Here is a 19,245-nt window from a genome sequence, read left to right on the forward strand (position 1 = left end):
AAGCCGATTTTTGGAAGCTTCCCGGCACTCAGCGGGTTTCCTCTATCGGCTCGGGCGAAACAAGAAACTCATCAACCGCCCGGTAGGTCACCCGCTTCTTCACTGGATCCATGTAGAAGAACACGTAGTTGCGCGTCGTTTTCGACGATGGCCATTTCATGGATTTGATGAGCTTGTTCTCGCCGCCGTCCCTCACGCCGAGCATGGCATGATAGTATCTTTCGTCGCCGAATCCCCGTGGCCGCACCACCTTGCCACGCTTGGGCTCAAGTGAAAACTTGGCAGTGCCCAGGATGCCCACCACGGTTTTATCGGCATTGTTATAGAAGTAGATATCGCCGGCCCTGAAGCTTGGGTCACGAAATGGAATGACCACGGGTCTGTAACCGGGCTCGGAACCGGGCAGCAGCAGCAGAACAATAAACGAGTTGCCCTCTTCGGGCAGTTGGATGCTGGCAATGGAAACATTCCTGTCGACCGACCATACACTGAATGCTCTCGCCGGTGGCTTAAGTGGTCTTGACAGGTTGTTCATGGGCAGATCGGCGGGCTCCGACCTCGCCTCATTCGTGGCGAGGACCACCTTGCCCAGGTCTCTGGGAATTCTCTCCGCGAGCAGACGGACCTCGACTTCACCTTCCTTGAGAGGCGCGGCGCCGGCCACCGAAAGCAGAAAAACACAGATGAAGCCCAGTCGAATCACGCACAGCAATGTTCAAACTTCACGGGGGTTTAGCCAGCGAAATGAAACGATCCGGAATTGCCGACCAAACTCGCGGTTCACCGCCTCGGTGAGGTCGGCCGCCTCCGTTTCAGGAGTGTCGGCGCCGTCGATGTAGTCGCTCTGGCGCTCGACCACGGCCTCGCACCATGCTCGGGCAAGCACCTTCCCGCCGGCGTCGACCGATTCCCCATAGCTGCGGATGATGAAGCTGTCGGAGCGGACCGAGAGAACCGGAGCAATCGGAGTCAGGATGTCCGCCTGCCTGACGATGGAGGGAGCGCCGTAGTGCATCACGCCTTGCTCGGCCTCGGGAAACTCAAAACGACCTGCCGTCGCCCCGGAGACGCTGCGGCCGGAGTTCTGTCTCCTGTTGACGGTAACCTCATCGGAGTCGAGGGCGCTCTGGATCGCGCCGGAGCGTGCAAGTTCCTCGTCGCCGCCGATGCGCCGGTTGACAAAGTCGGCGAGACTGAGGAACGGCCCGCGCCTGCGCACCTCCCTGACGATCCCACGGGCAAGGCTGTCGATTTCGTCGTCACTCAACGTCCGGCGACCGTTCCACTGTTCGGGTTGCATCGCTGCCTGGTCCTCGATGATCTCGGCGAACGGGCCAAACAGGCTGGCGACAGGAGTGTCGCCATCGGCGTCGTCAATCGTTTCCGCGCCGGAGTCGCTCCGAACTACGACCTCTCGATCCTTCAGGGCTCCGAGCACCGCCTTCCACGCCTCCACGGAGGTCGAGTTCACATTGAACATCCCATCGACCCGCAGGTAGCCGGCGACCTCGCGGATCGAATCCTGGGTCGGTCGACCACCTGAGAACCAGGAATCGACCAGTTCTTCCGGGTCGCGCCCGCCGAGGTCAGGCAGATAGCGTGCCGTGGGCAGTTCCTTTTGTTCCCCGAAAAACTCGCGGGCGACCGTCTCCTGGTCTTTCGCCTCGCTGAAAGCCGGGGTAGGCTGGGGTGCGATGCCCGACAGGAAGTAGTCATCCCAGAGCTCGCGGTTGGCGAGGTACGAGTGGTCTGCGAGCGGGTGTGGATAACCGCTTATGTTGTAGGTTGTCTTGTCCGGCGGAATCACGGACGGAGCCAACGAGTTTCCGATGGCGTGGGAAATCTGTGGCTCCAATGGGTAGATTCGATTCGTATGATCAGGTTTTCTGCCATCAAAACAAGGCAATCCCCTGTTTGGCATGTTGAACCCGTTGGCACACGAATGCTGCAGCGCAGCGAGCGAGATGATCGGCTGCCGCGGCACACTGTGGGTGGTCACGAAGTTCGAGCCGAATTCGGCACCGAGACTGGATCCGAAGTACCCCTGGCCGGAGAGCGACTCGTCCAACGGGGCGTCCAGCCAACTCGTCATCCCGATGGTCGTTGTCTCGAAGGGCATCATGTCGCGCTCCCTCTTCGACAGATCGTAAAAATTAAGACTGTAGGCCCGCGGATTGAACCTCGCCATCGTCCTCGACCCCGACAGATTCTCCTCCTCTGTTTTCACAAAGTAGGAATGGAGCATGAACGGCACCTTTTCACTGATCAGTGCCCCCACCGGAAGATCACGTGTCATACTTGGGCCGTCGATCACCGGAAACACCTCGGGATGCTCATCGGCCCGAATATCCAGAGGGTTCGGCCCCCAGTACTGCCCGTATCGCCTCTGCTCGCCGACTTGAACACGCGAATAGCCCACTCGGCTGTCCACGGACATGAAGCTTTGAAGGCTCCCTCCCCTGCCACCGAGATTCAACCAGACGTGCGTGAGCGCGAACTTTGGTGAATTGCCCGACTCGGCCCTCTGCCTCGGAGTAACGCTGTAGGAGATCGTGTCATTCGGCGACACGACGACGCGATCCACGTCAGCCGCGTTGGTGAGAGAGCTGGTTTCGGCAACCAAGGGCACGCGGGCACCACCTCCGTAGTTGAAACCCTTCTTGCCGTTGAAGCCCTCCCAGCCACCGACACTCTGCCCCCGCTGGTCGCTGGACAGATCGCCATCCTGAGAAATCTTAACCACTTCCCCGGGCTTCAGGGTCAAGGTCTCCGCCACTCCGGCATTCAGCTTCAGGAAATTTCCATCATTTTTCCAATTTGATGACTTGAGAATGGAACAGCGGATATCCGGTCCACCATTGATGGAAATATTGATGTCATATGGAATCATCCAGAAAGAGTAGAGATAATTCCATCTCGGACTGCCGTTGACCAAGTGTCTCGGAATGTCCACCGCGACGTCCAGCGGGTTCCAAAGCGTCACGACCGGATCAAAGTTCAACCAAATAACATATTTCCCGGCCTCACTAGGGTGTGGATCGGCCTCAAATGAATAGATCGTCTGATAATTGATGGTGACAGGGTGCTTGAGCCGATCCCAGGGGTCGGTGTTGAGTTCATCCTCGGTGCGCTTGGTCTGCAAGTATGGCGCGGTCGAAGGAAGATTGCCGCCCGTGGTGTAATTCAAGCCACCACCGTAGTTGAGCTCCTTGTAGAGATGGTAATAGCTCCAGAGCTCCATGAAATTGACACCCACCTCATCGTTCCCTGTCATATCACTCCTCACCGTGTAGAGGATGTTCTCGGGATCGGATAGATCCGGAGGGTCCGTGTAGGTCTCCATTTTCATCGACAGATCCTTGCGGAAGCCCCCTGAACGGACATTCGTCAGCATGCCGGTGGAAAATGCCGACAAGTCATGAAACAGCGGACGGGGCCCGTCTGGGTCGGCAACCAGGTGCGCACTTTGCTGCCAGCTGGTCACTTTCGGCAGCCTTGGATCGTCCGTGGCCAGCAGCGAGAACGGTCTCGTATCTGCAACTTCCGCCAGCTCGACCGCATTGCGTGGCGCAGCTTGGATGTTGTTGCGGACGACAGCCAGGGTGTCGCCTTCGGCGGGCGCCGGCGTGCCGAGCGCGGCTTTCACACCCTGGTCGCCGACCCACCACGCCAGGCGACCACCGGGTGACCCATCACGAGCAAGATTCACGGCGGGAACTTTGACTTGCCCCGTCGCGGTGGTTCCCAGCGTTCCACTACCGACCAGCTCGATGGAATTGCTTGAAGCGAGTTCGGTCTCAACCGTCTCCAACTCCGAGGTGGCATTCGGTTGGCCGGACACAATCCACGAACGGAACGTGGGGTCGGGCCGGTCGACGGAAGTCGATGACCAGGCATCGTAGACTCCCGTCCAGTGGAGATTGCCGGCAGCGGCCCGGTTCGCTTCGCCATCGCTGCCGGGCTTTGCAAGCTGACCGGCCGTCATGGAGATTCGTTGATCGGGCCCGAGTTGCTTCTGCAATTGGGCCACAGCCATCACCAATGCCATTCGGGCATTGGACCGGGCCTCGGCCTGGGCGAGCTGCTTGGCCGAGCTTCGGAGCGTCACCGAAGACAATGAAAGCAACCCGATCGCCAGCAGGGAAAGCAGCACCATCAGCGAGACCGTCACAACCAGCGCAAACCCCTGCCGCATCAAGGTTTGTTGAACCTTTTTTCTCCGAAGCTCCATGGATAGTGTGTTGGCATAATACACACACAATCGTTTGCAACCTGAAATTCTCAAGCACTTCGGTTGAGCGATCCCCCTCGAACTCGAGGTCCCCGTTGCCTGCCCTAGATCCCTCGATAGACGGATCCGGTTTCCCCGCGTAAGACAGCTTCAATGATCCGCTGGTTCGCGCGCAACCACATCGCCGCCAACTTCCTGATGCTTGCCATCATGTTGGCCGGGGTGTGGTCGTACATGAAGCGCGTTCCGCTGGAGGTCCAGCCCTCGCTGCTCTTCAACGAGGTCCGGATCGAGGTCGAATACCGGGGTGGCAGCCCCGCCGATGTGGAAAAGGCCGTGGTGATCCCGGTCGAGCAGGCCCTCGAAGGCCTGCCCGGCGTCAAAGTGATCGAATCCGACGCCCGCTCGGGCTCCGGCCAGATCACGCTCGAGGCCCGCGACAACACCGACGTCCGCGACCTGCTCGACGAGGTCAACCTGCGGATGGAGCGCATTCCCGCCCTGCCGCCCGAAACCGAACCGCCACGGGTCTACATCCCCGACACCGCGAAATGGTTCGACGTCATCAAGGTGGCCGTGACCGGAGAAATGGACGAGCCGGACCTGGTCAAGGCCGCCCGCAGGATCCGCGACGACCTGCAGGAACTGCCGGGAATTTCCCAGGCCCTGATCCAGGGCGAAACCCGTCCGGAGATTTCGATCGAGGCGGACCTCGAGCGACTCCGCGACTTCGGACTCGGCTTTGCCGACCTCGCCGACGCGGTGCGTCGCAGTTCGGTCGACCTCCCCGCCGGCAACATCATCACGGACGAGGGCAACATGATCATTCGCACCAAGGGCCAGGCCTACGACAAGGAGGGCTTCGCCGAGATCGTGATCCGCAACGACAAGGGTGCCGACGTCCGGCTCGAGGAGGTCGCCCGGATCAACGACGGCTACGAGGAGAACCGCAAGCTGCTCCGCTTCAACGGCAAGCCGGCGCTGCTCGTCGAGGTCCTGCGCCTCAACGAGGAGAACGCCCTGCAAATCGCGGATCGGGTGAAGCAGTACGTCGCGCAGCAGAACGAGCGCTTTCCGGAAGGCATCGAGCTGTTCATCTGGGACGACAGCTCGGTCGAGCTTCGCGGACGGCTCGGAACCCTCGCGCAGAGCATGCTGCAGGGCGGGTTCCTGGTGATTCTGGTTCTCGGTCTCTTCCTCCGCCCGAGCCTCGCGTTCTGGGTCGTGCTGGGCATTCCCGTGGCCTTCTCCGGGGGGCTGCTGGCGCTGCCGGAATTCGACCTCACGCTCAACACGATGAGCATCTTCGGTTTCATCATCGTGATCGGGCTGGTGGTCGATGACGCCATCGTCACCTCCGAGCACGTTTACACCAAGCTGAGGGCGGGCGAGGACCCGCTGGAAGCGGCGGTGACGGGGGCCAAGGAAGTGGCGGTCCCGGTCACCTTCGGGGCCCTGACCACCATCGTCGCCTTTCTTCCGCTCCTCAGCTTCGAGGGATTCTACGGCAACTACACCCGCCAGATACCACCGGTGGTGGCGGCGGTTCTGATCTTCTCCCTGATCGAGACCAAGCTGATCCTCCCGTGCCACCTGAAGAGCATCAAGGTCGGCCGGACCAACCTCGGACCCTTCGCACGCTTCCAGAAGATGATCGCCGACGGCCTGGAGCAATTCGTCGAGCGCGCCTTCCGGCCGTCCCTCGCCGCGGCCACCCGCCACCGCTACACCACCCTGGCGGTCTTCATCGCGGTCGGCATCACCTGCTTCGGCTACGTTGCCAGCGGCCGCATGGGCTTTGTCAACATGCCCTCGATCGACCGCAACCGGATCACCGCGATGCTGCGCCTGCCCCGCGACACGCCGCTGGAGGTCACCGACGAGCACGTGCGCCGGATCGAGGGCGCCCTCAATCAAATCAAGCGCGAGTTCGTCGACCCGGGGACCGGCCAACCCCTCATCCTCGACGTGCTCACCAGCACCGGCGGCTATCCGGCATGGTCCGAATCGGAATCCGACGAGGGATTCATCCTCGCCTCCATTCTCGATCCCGGCGACCGCAGCGAACCCGGCCCCCGCAACAGCGACATCGCCAAGCGCTGGAAGGAACTGGTCGGCCCCATCCCGGAGGCCCGATCATTCTGGATCTCCGGCGATCGCGGCCGCCGCTACGGCGGCGGCGACGAGCTCGAGTCGATCGAAATCAAAATCCGGGGCCCCAACAACGACCTCAAGGCGGAACTCGCCGAGCGTGTCGAGGAAACCCTCGAATCCTACGCGGAGATCTCCAGCGCGTGGTCCGACATCGGCCGCACCCGCAACGAGATCCACCTCAGCCTCAAGCCGGAGGGTGAGTCGCTCGGGCTCACCCAGCGCGACCTGGGCCGGCAGGTCCGGGGGGCTTTTTTCGGGGAGATGGCGCAGCGGGTTCAGCGCGACCGCGACGACATCCGGGTGATGGTCCGGCTCCCCCGCGAGCAGCGGGAATCGCTCCAAACCCTCGAAGACCTGCGCATCCGGACCCCGGATGGAGGGACTCCCCCGCTGCACAGCGTGGCCAATGTCGAACTCGTTCCCGCCAACGCGCGGATCCGGCGGATCGACGGCGCCCAGGTGACCTCCGTCGCCGCCACTCCGGTCGACGAGAACGTCAACGTGATCCAGATCGCGGAAAGCGTGCGCCCCCGCATCGATGCCATCATCAACGAATACCCGGAGTATTCCTGGGTATTCGATGGATACGTGCGGGAGCACGAGGAAACCGGCAACACGGTGTGGCTCACCAGTGTCGCCCTGTTTCTCGCGCTCTACGCCCTGCTCGCCATCCCCTTCCGCTCCCTGGCCCAACCTTTCGTCGTCCTGCTGGCGGTGCCTTTCGGCATCATTGGCGCCCTTGCCGGACACCTGATCCTCGACATCACCCCCTCCTACCTCTCGATCTTCGGAATGCTGGCGCTCGCCGGCGTGGTGGTGAACGACTCGCTGGTCATGGTCGACTTCACCAACCAACGAAGACGCAACGGCGATGCCACCATGGACGCCGTCGTCGATGCCGGTTCGCGCCGGTTCCGCCCCATCATCCTGACCTCGCTGACCACCTTCGTCGGCCTCCTCCCGTTGATGCTCGACCGGTCGCTGCAGGCGCAGTTTCTCATCCCGATGGCGGTGTCGCTCGGCTTCGGCATTCTCTTCGCCACCTTCATCACGCTTTACCTCGTCCCCTCCGCCTATCTGGTGATGGAAGACATCCTGAGGACGATCAGCCGGGCCTGGGCCTGGTACAAGCGACCGTTTTCCGACGATCCGGAGCCGGCTCCACGCCTGCCAGCATCCTCGGATCCGCAGTCCTGAGGCCCCGGCAATCCAAGCCTGGATGCCGCTTCCCCACCCAGACATCTCCTTTAGGAAACTGAAATATTTGTCTGGAAGCCATTGAAGGCTCCGGGTAAAAAGCGTGCGGCTGTCCCGCCACCTTCTCCCACAGAATGCCCTCTGCCAGCGAGCACACCCACCACATTCGCGTCCGGAACACGCAGCTCGAAATGGATCACGACCGCCCGACCTCGGGTGGTGAGGATGTCGACGGTCGTCTGCGCCTCGCCCAGACCCAGCTCGAGGAATTGCAGGCTCAGCGCGAGGAACTCGAGCGCCTCAAACAGGAGACCGAGATGCTCAACGCCCGCCGACGCGACCTGATCGCCTCGCAGGTGGAAATGACCGAGCGCCTGTCCTCCTCCGCGACCCTGATCGACCGGCAGATTTTCGAGATGCGCCAGGAAATCGACGACCTCGAACAATGCCGCGCCTGCTTCAACGGCCACCTCACCAAGATCGAGAAACTCAATCCCGAGGGATGGTCCCGTGAACAGATGGAGACGAATCTCGACCGGGCCCAGGCCATCGTCGAGCACGCCGAGGACGAATACGGCCAGGCCGCCGACCACTTTTCGCGCACCCGCAGCGCCTCGATCTTCTCCGGCATCCGCAGTGCCCGCAGCCATCGCGGCGAATTCGCCCAGCACTTCATCCGCGGACTCGCCTTCAATCTGCCGATCCTCGTGCTCGGAGGCGCGGCGATCGCCGTCTATCTTCTCCGTTGATCCACGATGACCCTGACCCGCAGTCGAAAGCCCGGCGAGCTGGATGAGCTGGAGCTTCGCCGCCGTGAGCTCGACGAGCGGATCGCCGAGCTTGAAGGCATGCCCGAGCAACTCGAGTTGGAGATCCGGGAGCGTGAGGAAACCCTGCCGCCCCCGGAGGATCTCGCCGAGCGTGAGCGCCAGCGGCACTTCGAGGAGCAGGCCGCGCGGGGCCAGATCCGCAACGAGCGCCGCACCCAGGGCCGCAGCCTGCTGCTGATGTTCCTCCTGCTGACCGCCACCGCTGCGGTGATTTCCTGGATCGTCCAACTCGCCAACGGCTGAGCTTTCGATCCTTGCCCGGAAACCAAACGAGGCCACACTCACGGCAAATGAACTGCCAGCTTATCGCCTTCACCGGCCTCCTGTCCCTCGCCAGCGTTGCCGCTGAGTCGCTCGCTGTGGAGCAATTCGAGTCGATCGAGGAGACGAAGGGAATGGACATCACCCAGTTCATCGACGTGCTCTCCACGCGGGTCGTCCACACCTCCGGCATGGAGTTCGACGGACCGACCCGTGGCGACGCGGACTTCACCTCCGCCGGTGTGTTCGCACTGCTGGGCCTCAACGAATTCGCCCCCGACTGGTTCTGGGTTCCGGCTTTCCGCTACGAGTACTCCGACCTCGACATCAACGCGGCTCCCTTCGGCGCCAACCCAGCCGCGCCCGCCCTCGACAACGATCTGCACCGGCTTTCGCTCCAGAGCTTCATCATCAACACGCCCGAGGACTCGAAGTGGATGCATGGCGCCTACCTGATGGCAGGGGTAAACTCGGACTTCGCCGGGGTCAGCTCCCGCGACATCGACGTGGCGGCAGCCATCGGTTCCGGCTACCGCTTCACGGATCGGTTCATGCTGGGTTTCGGCGTATTCGGTTCCAACCTGCTCAACGATCCCTTCATCATTCCCGCCGCGGTCTTCTTCTGGATGCCCACCGACGACTGGCTGGTCAGCTACTACGGACCACGCTTCGTCGCCCGACGCGAGTTCGGCGACAACATCCGTTTCGGCTTCGAGGCCGGATGGAACGGCGGCTGGTGGGGCATCGACGCCTTCGGCAGTCGCAGTCGGCTGGATGTGAACTCACTCCGCACGGGCCTCTACTACCGCCAGCGCATCGCCGGCGAGGCATGGTTCGAAGTGGGCGCGGGCTACACTTTCCTCAACGAGATCCAGATCCTCTCTCCCGGCGGCCGCGAGAACTTCCCGGGTGTGCTCGGAGAAACCGATCCGGCCCCATACGTCTCCGTCGGCTTCAGTCTGCGCCGCTGGTAGCGAGTGCCTTCCTGAGTTCATCCCACTGATCGCGGCTGACGATGTAGCCGACGCAGTTGTCGCTGCCACAGCGGCAGGGGTGATCCTCGTAGCACTCGATGTCGAAGCCGTAGTCGAAGCCCAGCTCCTCGCCCTTGGAGATGTCCCGCAAGGCGTAGATGAAGATCTGCTTGCCCTCGATCCAAGCCTCGCAGTTCGGGTCGCAGGAATGGTTGATCAGCCGGGCCGTGTTCCAGGGGACGTTGCCGTCGATGTCGTAGCGCTTGCTCAGCGTGAAAATGTAGACCGCCGCATCGCCCGTCTGCTCGGCATGCTCATGCTGCTTCCAGGCGCGCTTCTCGCTCTCCTCCTTGTCGATGAGTTCCCCGACGTATTCGATGATCCGGGTGCCCTCGGGAATGTCCTCGGCGGCATAGACCCCGTGACCGTGGATCTTCGACCCCCGCACCTCCACGAGAGGGCTCTGGCCGCGCTCCCACAACTCGGTGAGCTTGCGGCGCAAACGTGCCTCCTCCTTCAGCTTCCTGCCCTTTTTCCCCATCGTCTTCTGAAAATCCTAGTCGGCAACCTCGCGCTTCACCGGTGGCAACTCCATGTTCGCCGGGAGGCTGGCGAAGAGCGAACGCAGGTCGGAGACCGACACGTCCGACCCGTTGATGAAGCTCCAGTTGTTCCGCCCCTTGTCGGCGATCGCCACCTGGAATCCGTGGCTGTTGATCACGTAGGTCTGCGGGGGATCCCCCTGCATGATCCGGAACTGGGTCACGGTCGGGATCAACAGCAGCCACTTGTCGAAGACCGGAGCCGCCTCCGCATCGCCGTCGTCCAGCGGCTTGCCGGGCCACACCTCGTAGACCCGGGGAGCGCCCTGCGTCTTGAAGGAAATGATGCCCACTCCGTTGCGGGCCATCTCCTCACCGATCCCCTCGAGTTGCTCCTCGAGCTTCTCGATGCCACCGAACCTCTTGGCCATCCGCTTCTTCCACTGCGGATACATGCTGTCGATCGCCGCCTTGTGGTCGCCGAGGACCACCCGCTTTCCGAGGGCCTCCACCGCAGCGATCGCCGACGTCGTGACCTCGCGTGGAGCCACGGTCTGCGCACCGGCCGGAGTGCCGGCGGCGAGAAGCACGGCGGGCAGGATCCATCTCATCAGCACCGATGCTCGCCTTCCCTCCGCCCGCCGTCAAGTGCGCCACCCGGGCGGGACGAATCAATTTCCGGATCAAATCGGCTTGGCTTCCATGAGCCGACTCTGCCAACCTCGTTCCCCAATGGCAAAGCAAGCACTCGGCAAGGGACTCGGCGCACTGATCCGGAAGCAGGGTGACTCTGCATCTGCCGCGGAATCGGCAGGCGATGAAAGCGCACGGGTGCGCGAGGTTCCCGTCGACCAGGTGATCGCCAGCCCGCTCCAGCCGCGCACGCATTTCATCGAGAGCCCGCTGGACGAGCTGGTCGAATCGATCCGCCAGCACGGAATCATCCAGCCCCTCATCGTCCGCAAGGTCGACGGCAAGCTGGAGTTGATTGCCGGCGAACGACGCTGGCGGGCTTCGAAAAAGATTGGTCTTTCGACCGTTCCGGTCATCGAGCGCGAGGCATCCGACCGCGACGTGCTGGAGATGGCGCTCATTGAGAACCTCCAGCGGGAGGACCTCAATCCCATCGAGGAAGCAACCGGCTACGTCCGCCTGGTCCGCGAATTCTCGATGAAACAGAACGAGATTGCCGGACGCGTCGGCAAGTCCCGCGCCAGCGTCGCGAATGCCATGCGGCTTCTCGAGCTCCACCCCGATGTGCAGGTGCTCGTCGCCCAGGCGAAGCTCAGCGTCGGCCACGCCAAGGCCATCCTCGCGATCAAGGACAAGGAGACCCAGCTCGCCGCCGCCGGCAGGATCCTGAAGAAGTCCCTCACCGTCCGCGCCGCCGAACAACTCGCCCGCGACCTCGCGTCGCCCGACAAGGCCACTCGCGGCGGCCCGGGGAGGAAATCCGGCACCGGTGAGAACGACCCCCATATCCGGGCCCTCCAGAACAAGCTCCGCGACCACTTCGCCACCCACGTCAAGGTCCACCATGGATCGACCAAGGGCCGCATCGAGCTGGAATACTACGGCGACGACGACCTGCAGCGCATTCTCGAGTTGCTGGGCATCGGCGAAATCTAGATTTCTTGGCTCGTGAAGAAAGCCGTTGCCATTCTGCTGCCGTGCCTTCTCGCCGTGGCGGCGATCCTGCTCTTCGCCAATCGCGAAGACAACCCATCCGCCGGTGCCGGGCCCGGGCAGCTGGAGATTCAAAACGTCGCGCCCGAGCTTTCCGCACAGCTCTCCGGTGCCAGGGCCTACGCCCACATCGAGGAGATCCTCAAGTTCGGCCCCCGCCCGCCGGCCAGCGAGGGACTCGCCCGGACCATCGAATACCTGGAAACCACGCTGGCCGGGTATGGCTGGAAAACGGAGCGACAGACCTTCAAGGCCGCGACGCCGGATGGCCCGGTGGACTTCACCAATCTCATGGCGCGGCACGAGTCCGCGGACCCGCTGCCGGCTTCGCTGCCGTGGATCGTCGGTGGCCACATCGACTCGAAGATCCTCCCGGAACCCTTCGTCGGCGCGAACGACGGCGGCTCCTCCACCGGCATCCTGCTGGATATGGCACGCGTGCTTTCCACGGATCCCAAATCGGCCTCGAAGATCGAAATCGTGTTCTTCGACGGAGAAGAGGCCTTCCGGCCGGGAATCACCGCGACCGACGGTCTCTACGGATCGAAGTACTTCGCCCACGTCATGACGACCAAGCGAAGCTCGTGGCCCGGCGGCGGCATCATCCTCGACATCGTCGGCGATCCCGACCACGACCTCCTCTACAGCCCGGAGGCGCCCGAGCACTTTGTCAGGACCATCGAGAGCTGTGCCGGACGACGCTCGTTCACCAAGCCGTTCCGGATGTCGCCGTTCCCCATTCTCGACGATCACGTCCCGCTCCAGAATGCGGGAATCCCCTGCCTCCACGTCATCGGCGAATTCGGCAGGATGAGCTACTGGCACACGCCGGACGACACAATCGACAAGGTCGATGCGGGCATGCTGGAGAAGGTCGGGCGGATGACGCTCGACTTCCTCGCCGAAGTGCCCGCGCCCGAAGCTCCGTGAGCTGGTGCCCGGGGCGCAATTTCCGGACATTTTTCCGTTGTCAAAACCGGGCTGGCCTCCCTAAATCCCCGCCCACCTCCCGAGGTCATCAGGCTCGATAGCTCAGTTGGTAGAGCAGCGGATTGAAAATCCGCGTGTCGGCGGTTCGATCCCGTCTCGAGCCACCACCTCACCTCTCGGCTTGGCCACCTCAGGCACCCCCGCAACCTCGACAGCCGCCGACACGTGTCGGCAATGCACGGCGAGACGAGCGCAGCGAGTTGAGCGGATCCTCCCCCGGCGCAGCCGCAAGACGCATGGTGAAGCTCCGCTTCACAATTCGATCCCGTCTCGAGCCACCACCTCACTGCGGCGTCACTTCCTTGAGCCACGCCTCGTGCATGACCCGCAACCGGGTGACGAGTCCGGGCTTTTCCGCGGAGTAGTCCTTCACTTCCGGCTTGGCATCCGTGAGGCGATGCAATGACACCCCGGATTCCCCCCCATCCCGCGCCCCCTTGCCGATCAGCTTCCACTCACCGTCCCGGACCATCCAGTCCTGGCGCCACGCAAGGTGGAGCACCTCGCCATACAGACAAGTGGCTTCCGCCGACTGGACGATGGGCAGCAGGCTGTGCCCGTCCAACTCCGGCGACCCGGGCGTCCGCTCGATTCCACAAAGTTCGAGCACGGTCGGATACCAGTCCATGGCGGTCATGATCTGATCGCGCACCTCTCCGGACGGAAGCTTTCCGGGATAGCTGATGATGGCCGGCACCCGGATGCCGCCTTCGAAAAAAGTCCCCTTGTGGCCGATCCACTTGCCGGTGTTGCCCGCCCCGCTGGCCCCGTAGAAGTATCCTTCCATGCGGCCACTCGAGTGCCCGGCCCGCCGGATCCGGAGAGAGGTCTCCTCCGAATGCCCGTTGTCGCTCATGAAGATCACGACCGTGTTCCTCCGCAACCCGAGCTCGTCCAGCTTGCCGACAATCTCACCAATGTAGTGGTCGGTGGCGGTGATCATCGGCCAGGAAGATCACCACGTTCGGTCGGGCGTCGAGCGGGAGCCCGCCCAGCCCCAGCAACAGTAGCGTGAAGATGATGCCCCTCATCACTTCTCAGGCCAGCGCCTTCTTGATCAGACTCCCATGCACGTCGGTCAGCCGGTACTGGCGGCCCTGATACTTGAAGAGCAGCCTCTCGTGGTCGATCCCGAGCAGGTGCAGGATGGTCGCGTTGAGGTCGTGCACGTGCACCGGATCCTCGAGGATGTTGTAGCTGTAGTCGTCGGTCGCTCCGATCGTCGTGCCCTTCTTCACCCCGGCCCCGGCCATCCACATGGTGAAGCATCGCGGATGGTGGTCCCTGCCGTAGTTCTCCCGCGTCAGCTTTCCCTGCGAGTAGATGGTTCGGCCAAACTCACCACCCCAGATCACCAGGGTGTCTTCCAACAGGCCGCGTTGCCTGAGGTCCCGCAGGAGCCCGGCGGTGGCGTGGTCGGTATCGTAGCACTGCCCCTTCAGCGCCTTCGGCAAGCCGCCGTGGTGATCCCACCCCTGGTGAAACAGCTGCACGAAACGCACGCCCCGCTCCGCCAGCCGGCGCGCCAGCAGGCAGTTGGCCGCGTAGGTCCCGGGCTTCTTCACCTCCGGACCGTAGAGACCCAGGACCGACTCCGGTTCACCGGACACATCGGTCAGTTCCGGCACACTCGCCTGCATCCGGAAGGCCATCTCATACTGCGCGATGCGGGCCTCGATCTCGGGGTCTCCGACGATGGCATGCCTGCGTCCGTTGAGCCGGGCGAGATCATCGAGCATGTCGCGGCGGCGTGAGCGGTCGATCCCCGCCGGGTCCGAGAGGTAGAGCACCGGGTCGCCGGTGTTGCGGAACTTCACCCCGCTGTGCTGGGTCGGCAGGAAGCCCGGCTCCCAGTAGCGATTGGCCAGGGGCTGGTCGTCCGGGCGACCCGTCCCCCTCGAAGTCAGCACCACGTAGTTCGGCAGGTCGCGGTTGATACTACCCAGGCCGTAGGACACCCACGAGCCGATGCTCGGGCGTCCCGCAAGCTGCGAGCCCGACTGGAAGAAGGTGACCGCCGGGTCGTGGTTGATCGCCTCGGTGTGCATCGAGCGGATGATGCAGAGATCGTCCACCACCTTCGCGGTTTCGGGCAGCAACTCACTGACCCAGGTCCCGCTCTTGCCGTGCCGGGCAAAGTCGAAGATCGAGGGAGCCACCGGCAGCGTCTTCTGGCCCGAGGTCATGCCGGTGATGCGCTGGCCCATGCGGATCGACCCGGGCAGTTCCTCGCCGAAGCGCTCCTTGAGGCCCGGCTTCGGGTCCCACAGGTCCATCTGCGACGGACCGCCCGACTGGAAAAGGTAGATCACCCGCTTGGCCTTGGCCTGATGATGAAGCGTGTCGATCACCGGTGTTTCGCCGAATGCCTCCGACCCGAGGATGGATCCGAGCGCCGTCAGGCCGAAGCCGTGCGCCGAGGTCTTGAGGAAAACCCGGCGGTTCACGCTGTCTCTGAATGCGTTCATTCCTTGGTAATCACTTCGTCGAGGTTGAGGATGATGCTGGCGGTTGTCGTGAGCGCGGCCAGCTCGACCGGATCCACACCCTCCATCACCGGCGCTTCGCCGGCCTGCAGCAGGGCCTTGGCCTCGTCGGGATTCGCCCGATAGCCCTCCAGGCGCCGCCCGTGGCCCTGGATCAGGACGACGAGTTCCTGCGGATCCGGTTCCCGCGAGGTGGCGCAGCGCCAACCCCAGGTCAGTCGCTCCTCAAGGTCGGCCCCATGCTTCATCATGCGCTCGGCGAACTTGCGGGACGCCTCGACGTAGGTGACGTCATTCATCAGCGCGAGCGCCTGGAGCGGCGTGTTGCTGCGCGAGCGCTTGACCACGCAGACCTCACGACTCGGCATGTCGAAAAGGGTCATTCCCGGCGGCGCGGCGGTGCGTTTCCAGATCGTGTAGAGGCTGCGCCGGTACTGCCCGCCATCGGTGTCGTGGGAGTAGTTCCGGAGGTTTCCGTAGAAGTTCGTCTCACTCCAGATGCCCTTGGGCTGGTAGGGATAGACGCTGGGACCTCCCAGCTCGGGATTCAGCAGCCCGGCAATCGCCAGCGCCTGGTCGCGCACGGTCTCGGCCTGCACCCGGAAACGCGGCCCGCGGGTGAGCAGACGGTTCTCCGGATCGCGCTCGAGCCGCGCGGCATCGACCTTGCTGTCCTGCCGGTAGGCCCGGGTCATCACCATTTGCTTGAGCAGCGCCTTCACATCCCAGCCGCTCTCGATGAACTCCGCCGCCAGCCAGTCGAGCAGCTCCGGATGGCTCGGCCAGTCGGCCTGCACGCCGAGGTTCTCGCTCGAGGCCACCAGCCCGGTGCCGAACAGCAGCTCCCACAGGCGGTTCACCTGCACCCGCGCAGTCAGCGGGTGTTCCCGGCCGACCAGCCACCGCGCCAGCCCGAGACGGTTCATTTCCTCGCCCTCCGGAAGCGGCGGCAGAAAGGCCGGCAGCCCCGCCTGAACCTCCTCGCCCGGCTGGTCGTACTCGCCGCGATTGAGCACGAAGGTCCGGCGCGGCTTCTCCATCTCGGCCATCACCATCACCGACTGGATCCTGCGCTCCAGCCCGGCGCGCTTCTGGCGCAAGGCCAGCACCTTGTCCTTCAGCTCCCGTGCCTCCGGCTGGGCGAGTTTCCGGACCTCCCGCTCAAGCCGCGCGTCCCCGTTGCCGTTCCTCTTCGTGAAGGGCTGCTTCGCGATTCCGTGAACCCCGCTTGGCAGCCACTCCATCAGACGCTTCTCCCCCTGCTCGATTTCCCGGGTGATCCGATTGAACTCGGCCTCCTCTTCCGGCGTGTGCAGCTTCAGCACCGGCTTGAAGTTCCCCTGCCGGCCCGGCCCCTTGCCTTCCTCGTCGACATTGTGGAAGAAGGCGAAGAACTGATAGAACTCGCGCTGGGTGAGCGGGTCGTACTTGTGATCGTGGCAGCGGGCGCAATTCATCGTCAGGCCCAGCCACACCGCCCCGACGGTGTCCACGCGGTCCATCACGTTCTCGATCAGCCATTCGTCGGCCAGTGCCCCGCCCTCGGTGTTGATCCGGTGGTTGCGGTTGAAACCGGTGCCGAGGATCTGCTCGGGCGTGGCATCGGGCAGCATGTCGCCGGCGATCTGCTCGATGGTGAACCGGTCGAAAGACTTGTTGTCGTTGAAGGAGCGGATCACCCAGTCGCGCCAGGGCCACTGGTAGCGCTCCCAGTCGGCCTGAAATCCATGGGTGTCGGCATAGCGGGCCCCGTCCAGCCACCACATCGCCATGCGCTCTCCGTAGTGCGGCGAGGCGAGCAGTCGATCGATCTGGCGTTCGTAGGCATCCGCCCTCTCATCCCGCAGAAAGCCCTCGATTTCCTCGACGCTCGCCGGCAGCCCGGTCAGGTCGAGACTGAGGCGCCGAAGGAGCTTCCCCCGGCTCGCCTCGGGCATCCCCTCCATTCCGACTTCGGCCCGTCGGCGGTCGATGAAGGCATCGATCGCCTCGGCACCCCGTTTTCCGCCCGGCACCGGTGGCCGCTCGATTCGCTGAAACGCCCAATGCGCTTCGTACTCGGCGCCCTCTTCGATCCACTGCTCAAGCAACTTCTTCTCCTCCGCCTCGAGCTTGAGCGGATGCCGCGGCGGCGGCATCACCAGGTCGGGGTCGCTTGAAAGGATCCGGCGGATCATTTCGCTGGCCCCGGGATCACCGGGGACGATCGCCCGCGCGCCATCGCGCCCGGCGAAGGCACTCGCCGGATCGTCGAGGCGCAGATCGGCCTCGACCGCCGCCTCGTCCGCCCCGTGGCAGGCCAGGCAACGGTCCGAAAGGATCGGCCGGATGTCGCGGTTGAAGCGCACCTCGCCGGTGACGGCGGGAGCAAGTAGTAGCGACAGGACCATGGGTCCCGCCCTATGGATCGAGCGTCGACTGATCCGCCCCCTACGAAGCCCGGCGGCCTCGCCTTGCAAACCTCCTTGAAGCCGCGGGCTGGACTTCCAGCTCGGCTGGACCGAGGATTTCGGGCGGAAGGGCGCAATAAACCTGCCTTCCGTGCGTAAAGGGACTAGCCAATCCAGCCGATCGGCACCCGTTCAACCAACCCACCAATCTATGAATACACCCTGGACCCGACGTTCCTTCATCGAAGCCTCCACACTGACCGGTGCCGCCCTGGCGGCCTCCCCGCTCATGGCGGCCAACATCAATTCCGGCACCAAGACGCTGAAAGCCGGCCTGATCGGCTGCGGCGGACGCGGAAACGGCGCGATCAAGAACTGGATCGAAGCCTGCAAACTCCTCGGCATCGAGGGCAAGCTGGTCGCCTGCGCCGACGCCTTCAAGGACAAGGCCGTCGGGGTCGGCAAGCAGCATGGGCTTTCCGAAGACAAGTGCTACGACGGATTCGACGGCTACCAGAAGGTGATCGCCAGCGACTGCGACTTCGTCCTGATGGCCACCCCTCCGGGCTTCCGTCCGCTCCACTTCGACGCCGCGGTCGAGGCCGGCAAGCACTGCTTCATCGAGAAGCCCGTGGCCGTCGACCCGGTCGGTGCCCGTGCGGTCATCGCCACCGGTGAAAAGGCCAAGGCCAAGGGTCTCGGCGTCGCCACCGGCACCCAGCGCCGGCACTCGGCCGGCTACCTGATGAACAAGGCCCGCATCGACGCCGGGGCGATCGGCGAGATCAAGGGTGGAATCATCCAGTGGAACGGCCGCATCCCGTGGATCAAGCGCCGCCAGGACGGCGACACCAACGCCTCCTACATGGCGCGCAACTGGCTCAACTTCACCGAGCTCTCCGGAGACCACATCGTCGAGCAGCACGTCCACAACATCGACGTCGCCATCTGGTATCTCGGCCGGATTCCCGTGTCGGCCCTCGGCTTCGGTGGCCGCGCCCGTCGCGAGACCGGCAACCAGTTCGACTTCTTCAGCGTCGATCTCGACTTTGGCGACGACGTTCACATCCACAGCCAGTGCCGCCAGATCGCCGGGTGCTACGACCGGGTCGGCGAGATGTTCACCGGCACCGAAGGCTCCTGCCTCGGCGGTGGCAAGATCAACGGCAAGGAGGTCCAGGTGCCGGAAATCAAGCTTGAGTCCGGCAATGGCCAGGTGCAGGAGCACGTGGCACTGATCAAGAGCATCATCGCCGGTGAGCCGCTCAACGAATCCAAGCAGATCGCCGAGTCGACCATGGTGGCCATCATGAGCCGGATGTCCGCCTACACCGGCCAGATGGTCCGCTGGGTGGACGTGATGGAGAACGAGAAGTCTCCGTTCTACAACTACGCCTGCACTCCCGGCGCCCTCGCCTTCGAGAAGGGCGAAATCGAACTTCCCGAGGAAGTGCCGCCGGTCCCCGGCAAGGCCTGATTGGCAGCCGATTCATCCAAAGGGCGG

Annotated in this window: 14 protein-coding genes and 1 tRNA gene; 8 read left to right on the top strand and 7 right to left on the bottom strand. The window is 63.6% G+C overall.

Translation table 11 applies throughout. The features are described from left to right. Window positions 1–28: 28 nt before the first annotated feature. Window positions 29–703, bottom strand: coding sequence for a hypothetical protein (locus tag ACG2LG_RS10305; protein WP_396258718.1), 675 nt, complete (start codon window positions 701–703; stop codon window positions 29–31). A 12-nt stretch (window positions 704–715) separates the two neighbouring features. Then, window positions 716–4,231 (bottom strand): hypothetical protein, encoded by a 3,516-nt coding sequence (locus tag ACG2LG_RS10310; RefSeq protein ID WP_396258720.1) that lies wholly within the window; start codon window positions 4,229–4,231, stop codon window positions 716–718. A 153-nt stretch (window positions 4,232–4,384) separates the two neighbouring features. On the opposite strand from ACG2LG_RS10310, the gene ACG2LG_RS10315 reads away from it, so the two are divergent. The 4 genes from ACG2LG_RS10315 to ACG2LG_RS10330 all read left to right on the top strand — a co-directional run bounded on the left by ACG2LG_RS10315 (window position 4,385) and on the right by ACG2LG_RS10330 (window position 9,647). After that, on the top strand, window positions 4,385–7,582 hold the full coding sequence (locus ACG2LG_RS10315) for an efflux RND transporter permease subunit (protein ID WP_396258721.1): 3,198 nt from the start codon (window positions 4,385–4,387) through the stop codon (window positions 7,580–7,582). 134 nt (window positions 7,583–7,716) lie between these two features. Further along, window positions 7,717–8,331, top strand: coding sequence for a hypothetical protein (locus ACG2LG_RS10320; protein WP_396258722.1), 615 nt, complete (start codon window positions 7,717–7,719; stop codon window positions 8,329–8,331). A 6-nt stretch (window positions 8,332–8,337) separates the two neighbouring features. Then, entirely contained in the window at window positions 8,338–8,655 is a 318-nt protein-coding gene (locus tag ACG2LG_RS10325) for a hypothetical protein (RefSeq protein ID WP_396258723.1), read from the top strand. A gap of 47 nt (window positions 8,656–8,702) precedes the next feature. After that, window positions 8,703–9,647 (top strand): DUF6268 family outer membrane beta-barrel protein, encoded by a 945-nt coding sequence (locus ACG2LG_RS10330; RefSeq protein ID WP_396258724.1) that lies wholly within the window; start codon window positions 8,703–8,705, stop codon window positions 9,645–9,647. On the opposite strand, the gene ACG2LG_RS10335 is transcribed toward ACG2LG_RS10330, so the two are convergent. Both ACG2LG_RS10335 and ACG2LG_RS10340 read right to left on the bottom strand, forming a co-directional pair. After that, window positions 9,628–10,188, bottom strand: coding sequence for an SET domain-containing protein (locus ACG2LG_RS10335; RefSeq protein ID WP_396258726.1), 561 nt, complete (start codon window positions 10,186–10,188; stop codon window positions 9,628–9,630). The two genes, ACG2LG_RS10330 and ACG2LG_RS10335, sit on opposite strands and share 20 nt — an antisense overlap. A gap of 15 nt (window positions 10,189–10,203) precedes the next feature. Further along, window positions 10,204–10,800: a hypothetical protein gene (locus tag ACG2LG_RS10340; protein WP_396258727.1), complete on the bottom strand. Its 597-nt coding sequence runs from the start codon at window positions 10,798–10,800 to the stop codon at window positions 10,204–10,206. A 121-nt stretch (window positions 10,801–10,921) separates the two neighbouring features. On the opposite strand from ACG2LG_RS10340, the gene ACG2LG_RS10345 reads away from it, so the two are divergent. The 3 genes from ACG2LG_RS10345 (at window position 10,922) to ACG2LG_RS10355 (ending at window position 12,972) form a co-directional block, all read left to right on the top strand. After that, window positions 10,922–11,818, top strand: coding sequence for a ParB/RepB/Spo0J family partition protein (locus tag ACG2LG_RS10345; RefSeq protein WP_396258728.1), 897 nt, complete (start codon window positions 10,922–10,924; stop codon window positions 11,816–11,818). 12 nt (window positions 11,819–11,830) lie between these two features. Further along, complete coding sequence (locus tag ACG2LG_RS10350; protein WP_396258730.1) at window positions 11,831–12,805, top strand: M28 family peptidase; 975 nt, start codon at window positions 11,831–11,833, stop codon at window positions 12,803–12,805. Between the two features lie 91 nt (window positions 12,806–12,896). After that, window positions 12,897–12,972: transfer RNA gene (locus ACG2LG_RS10355), tRNA-Phe, on the top strand. A gap of 176 nt (window positions 12,973–13,148) precedes the next feature. On the opposite strand, the gene ACG2LG_RS10360 is transcribed toward ACG2LG_RS10355, so the two are convergent. From ACG2LG_RS10360 to ACG2LG_RS10370, 3 genes are all read right to left on the bottom strand, one after another. Continuing rightward, complete coding sequence (locus ACG2LG_RS10360; protein WP_396258732.1) at window positions 13,149–13,808, bottom strand: sulfatase; 660 nt, start codon at window positions 13,806–13,808, stop codon at window positions 13,149–13,151. A 94-nt stretch (window positions 13,809–13,902) separates the two neighbouring features. Further along, the gene (locus tag ACG2LG_RS10365; protein WP_396258733.1) at window positions 13,903–15,333 is read right to left on the bottom strand and encodes a DUF1501 domain-containing protein; all 1,431 of its coding nucleotides are present in this window, start codon (window positions 15,331–15,333) and stop codon (window positions 13,903–13,905) included. Then, the gene (locus tag ACG2LG_RS10370; RefSeq protein ID WP_396258734.1) at window positions 15,330–17,741 is read right to left on the bottom strand and encodes a DUF1553 domain-containing protein; all 2,412 of its coding nucleotides are present in this window, start codon (window positions 17,739–17,741) and stop codon (window positions 15,330–15,332) included. Before ACG2LG_RS10370 ends, ACG2LG_RS10365 begins: the two co-directional genes overlap by 4 nt. Before the next feature lie 211 nt (window positions 17,742–17,952). On the opposite strand from ACG2LG_RS10370, the gene ACG2LG_RS10375 reads away from it, so the two are divergent. After that, window positions 17,953–19,218 carry a Gfo/Idh/MocA family protein gene (locus ACG2LG_RS10375; protein ID WP_396258736.1) on the top strand — a complete coding sequence of 422 codons (1,266 nt, stop codon included), beginning with the start codon at window positions 17,953–17,955 and terminating at the stop codon, window positions 19,216–19,218. The last annotated feature ends 27 nt before the right edge of the window (window positions 19,219–19,245 follow it).

Source organism: Haloferula sp. A504 (assembly GCF_044385805.1).
GTDB lineage: Bacteria > Verrucomicrobiota > Verrucomicrobiia > Verrucomicrobiales > Akkermansiaceae > Haloferula.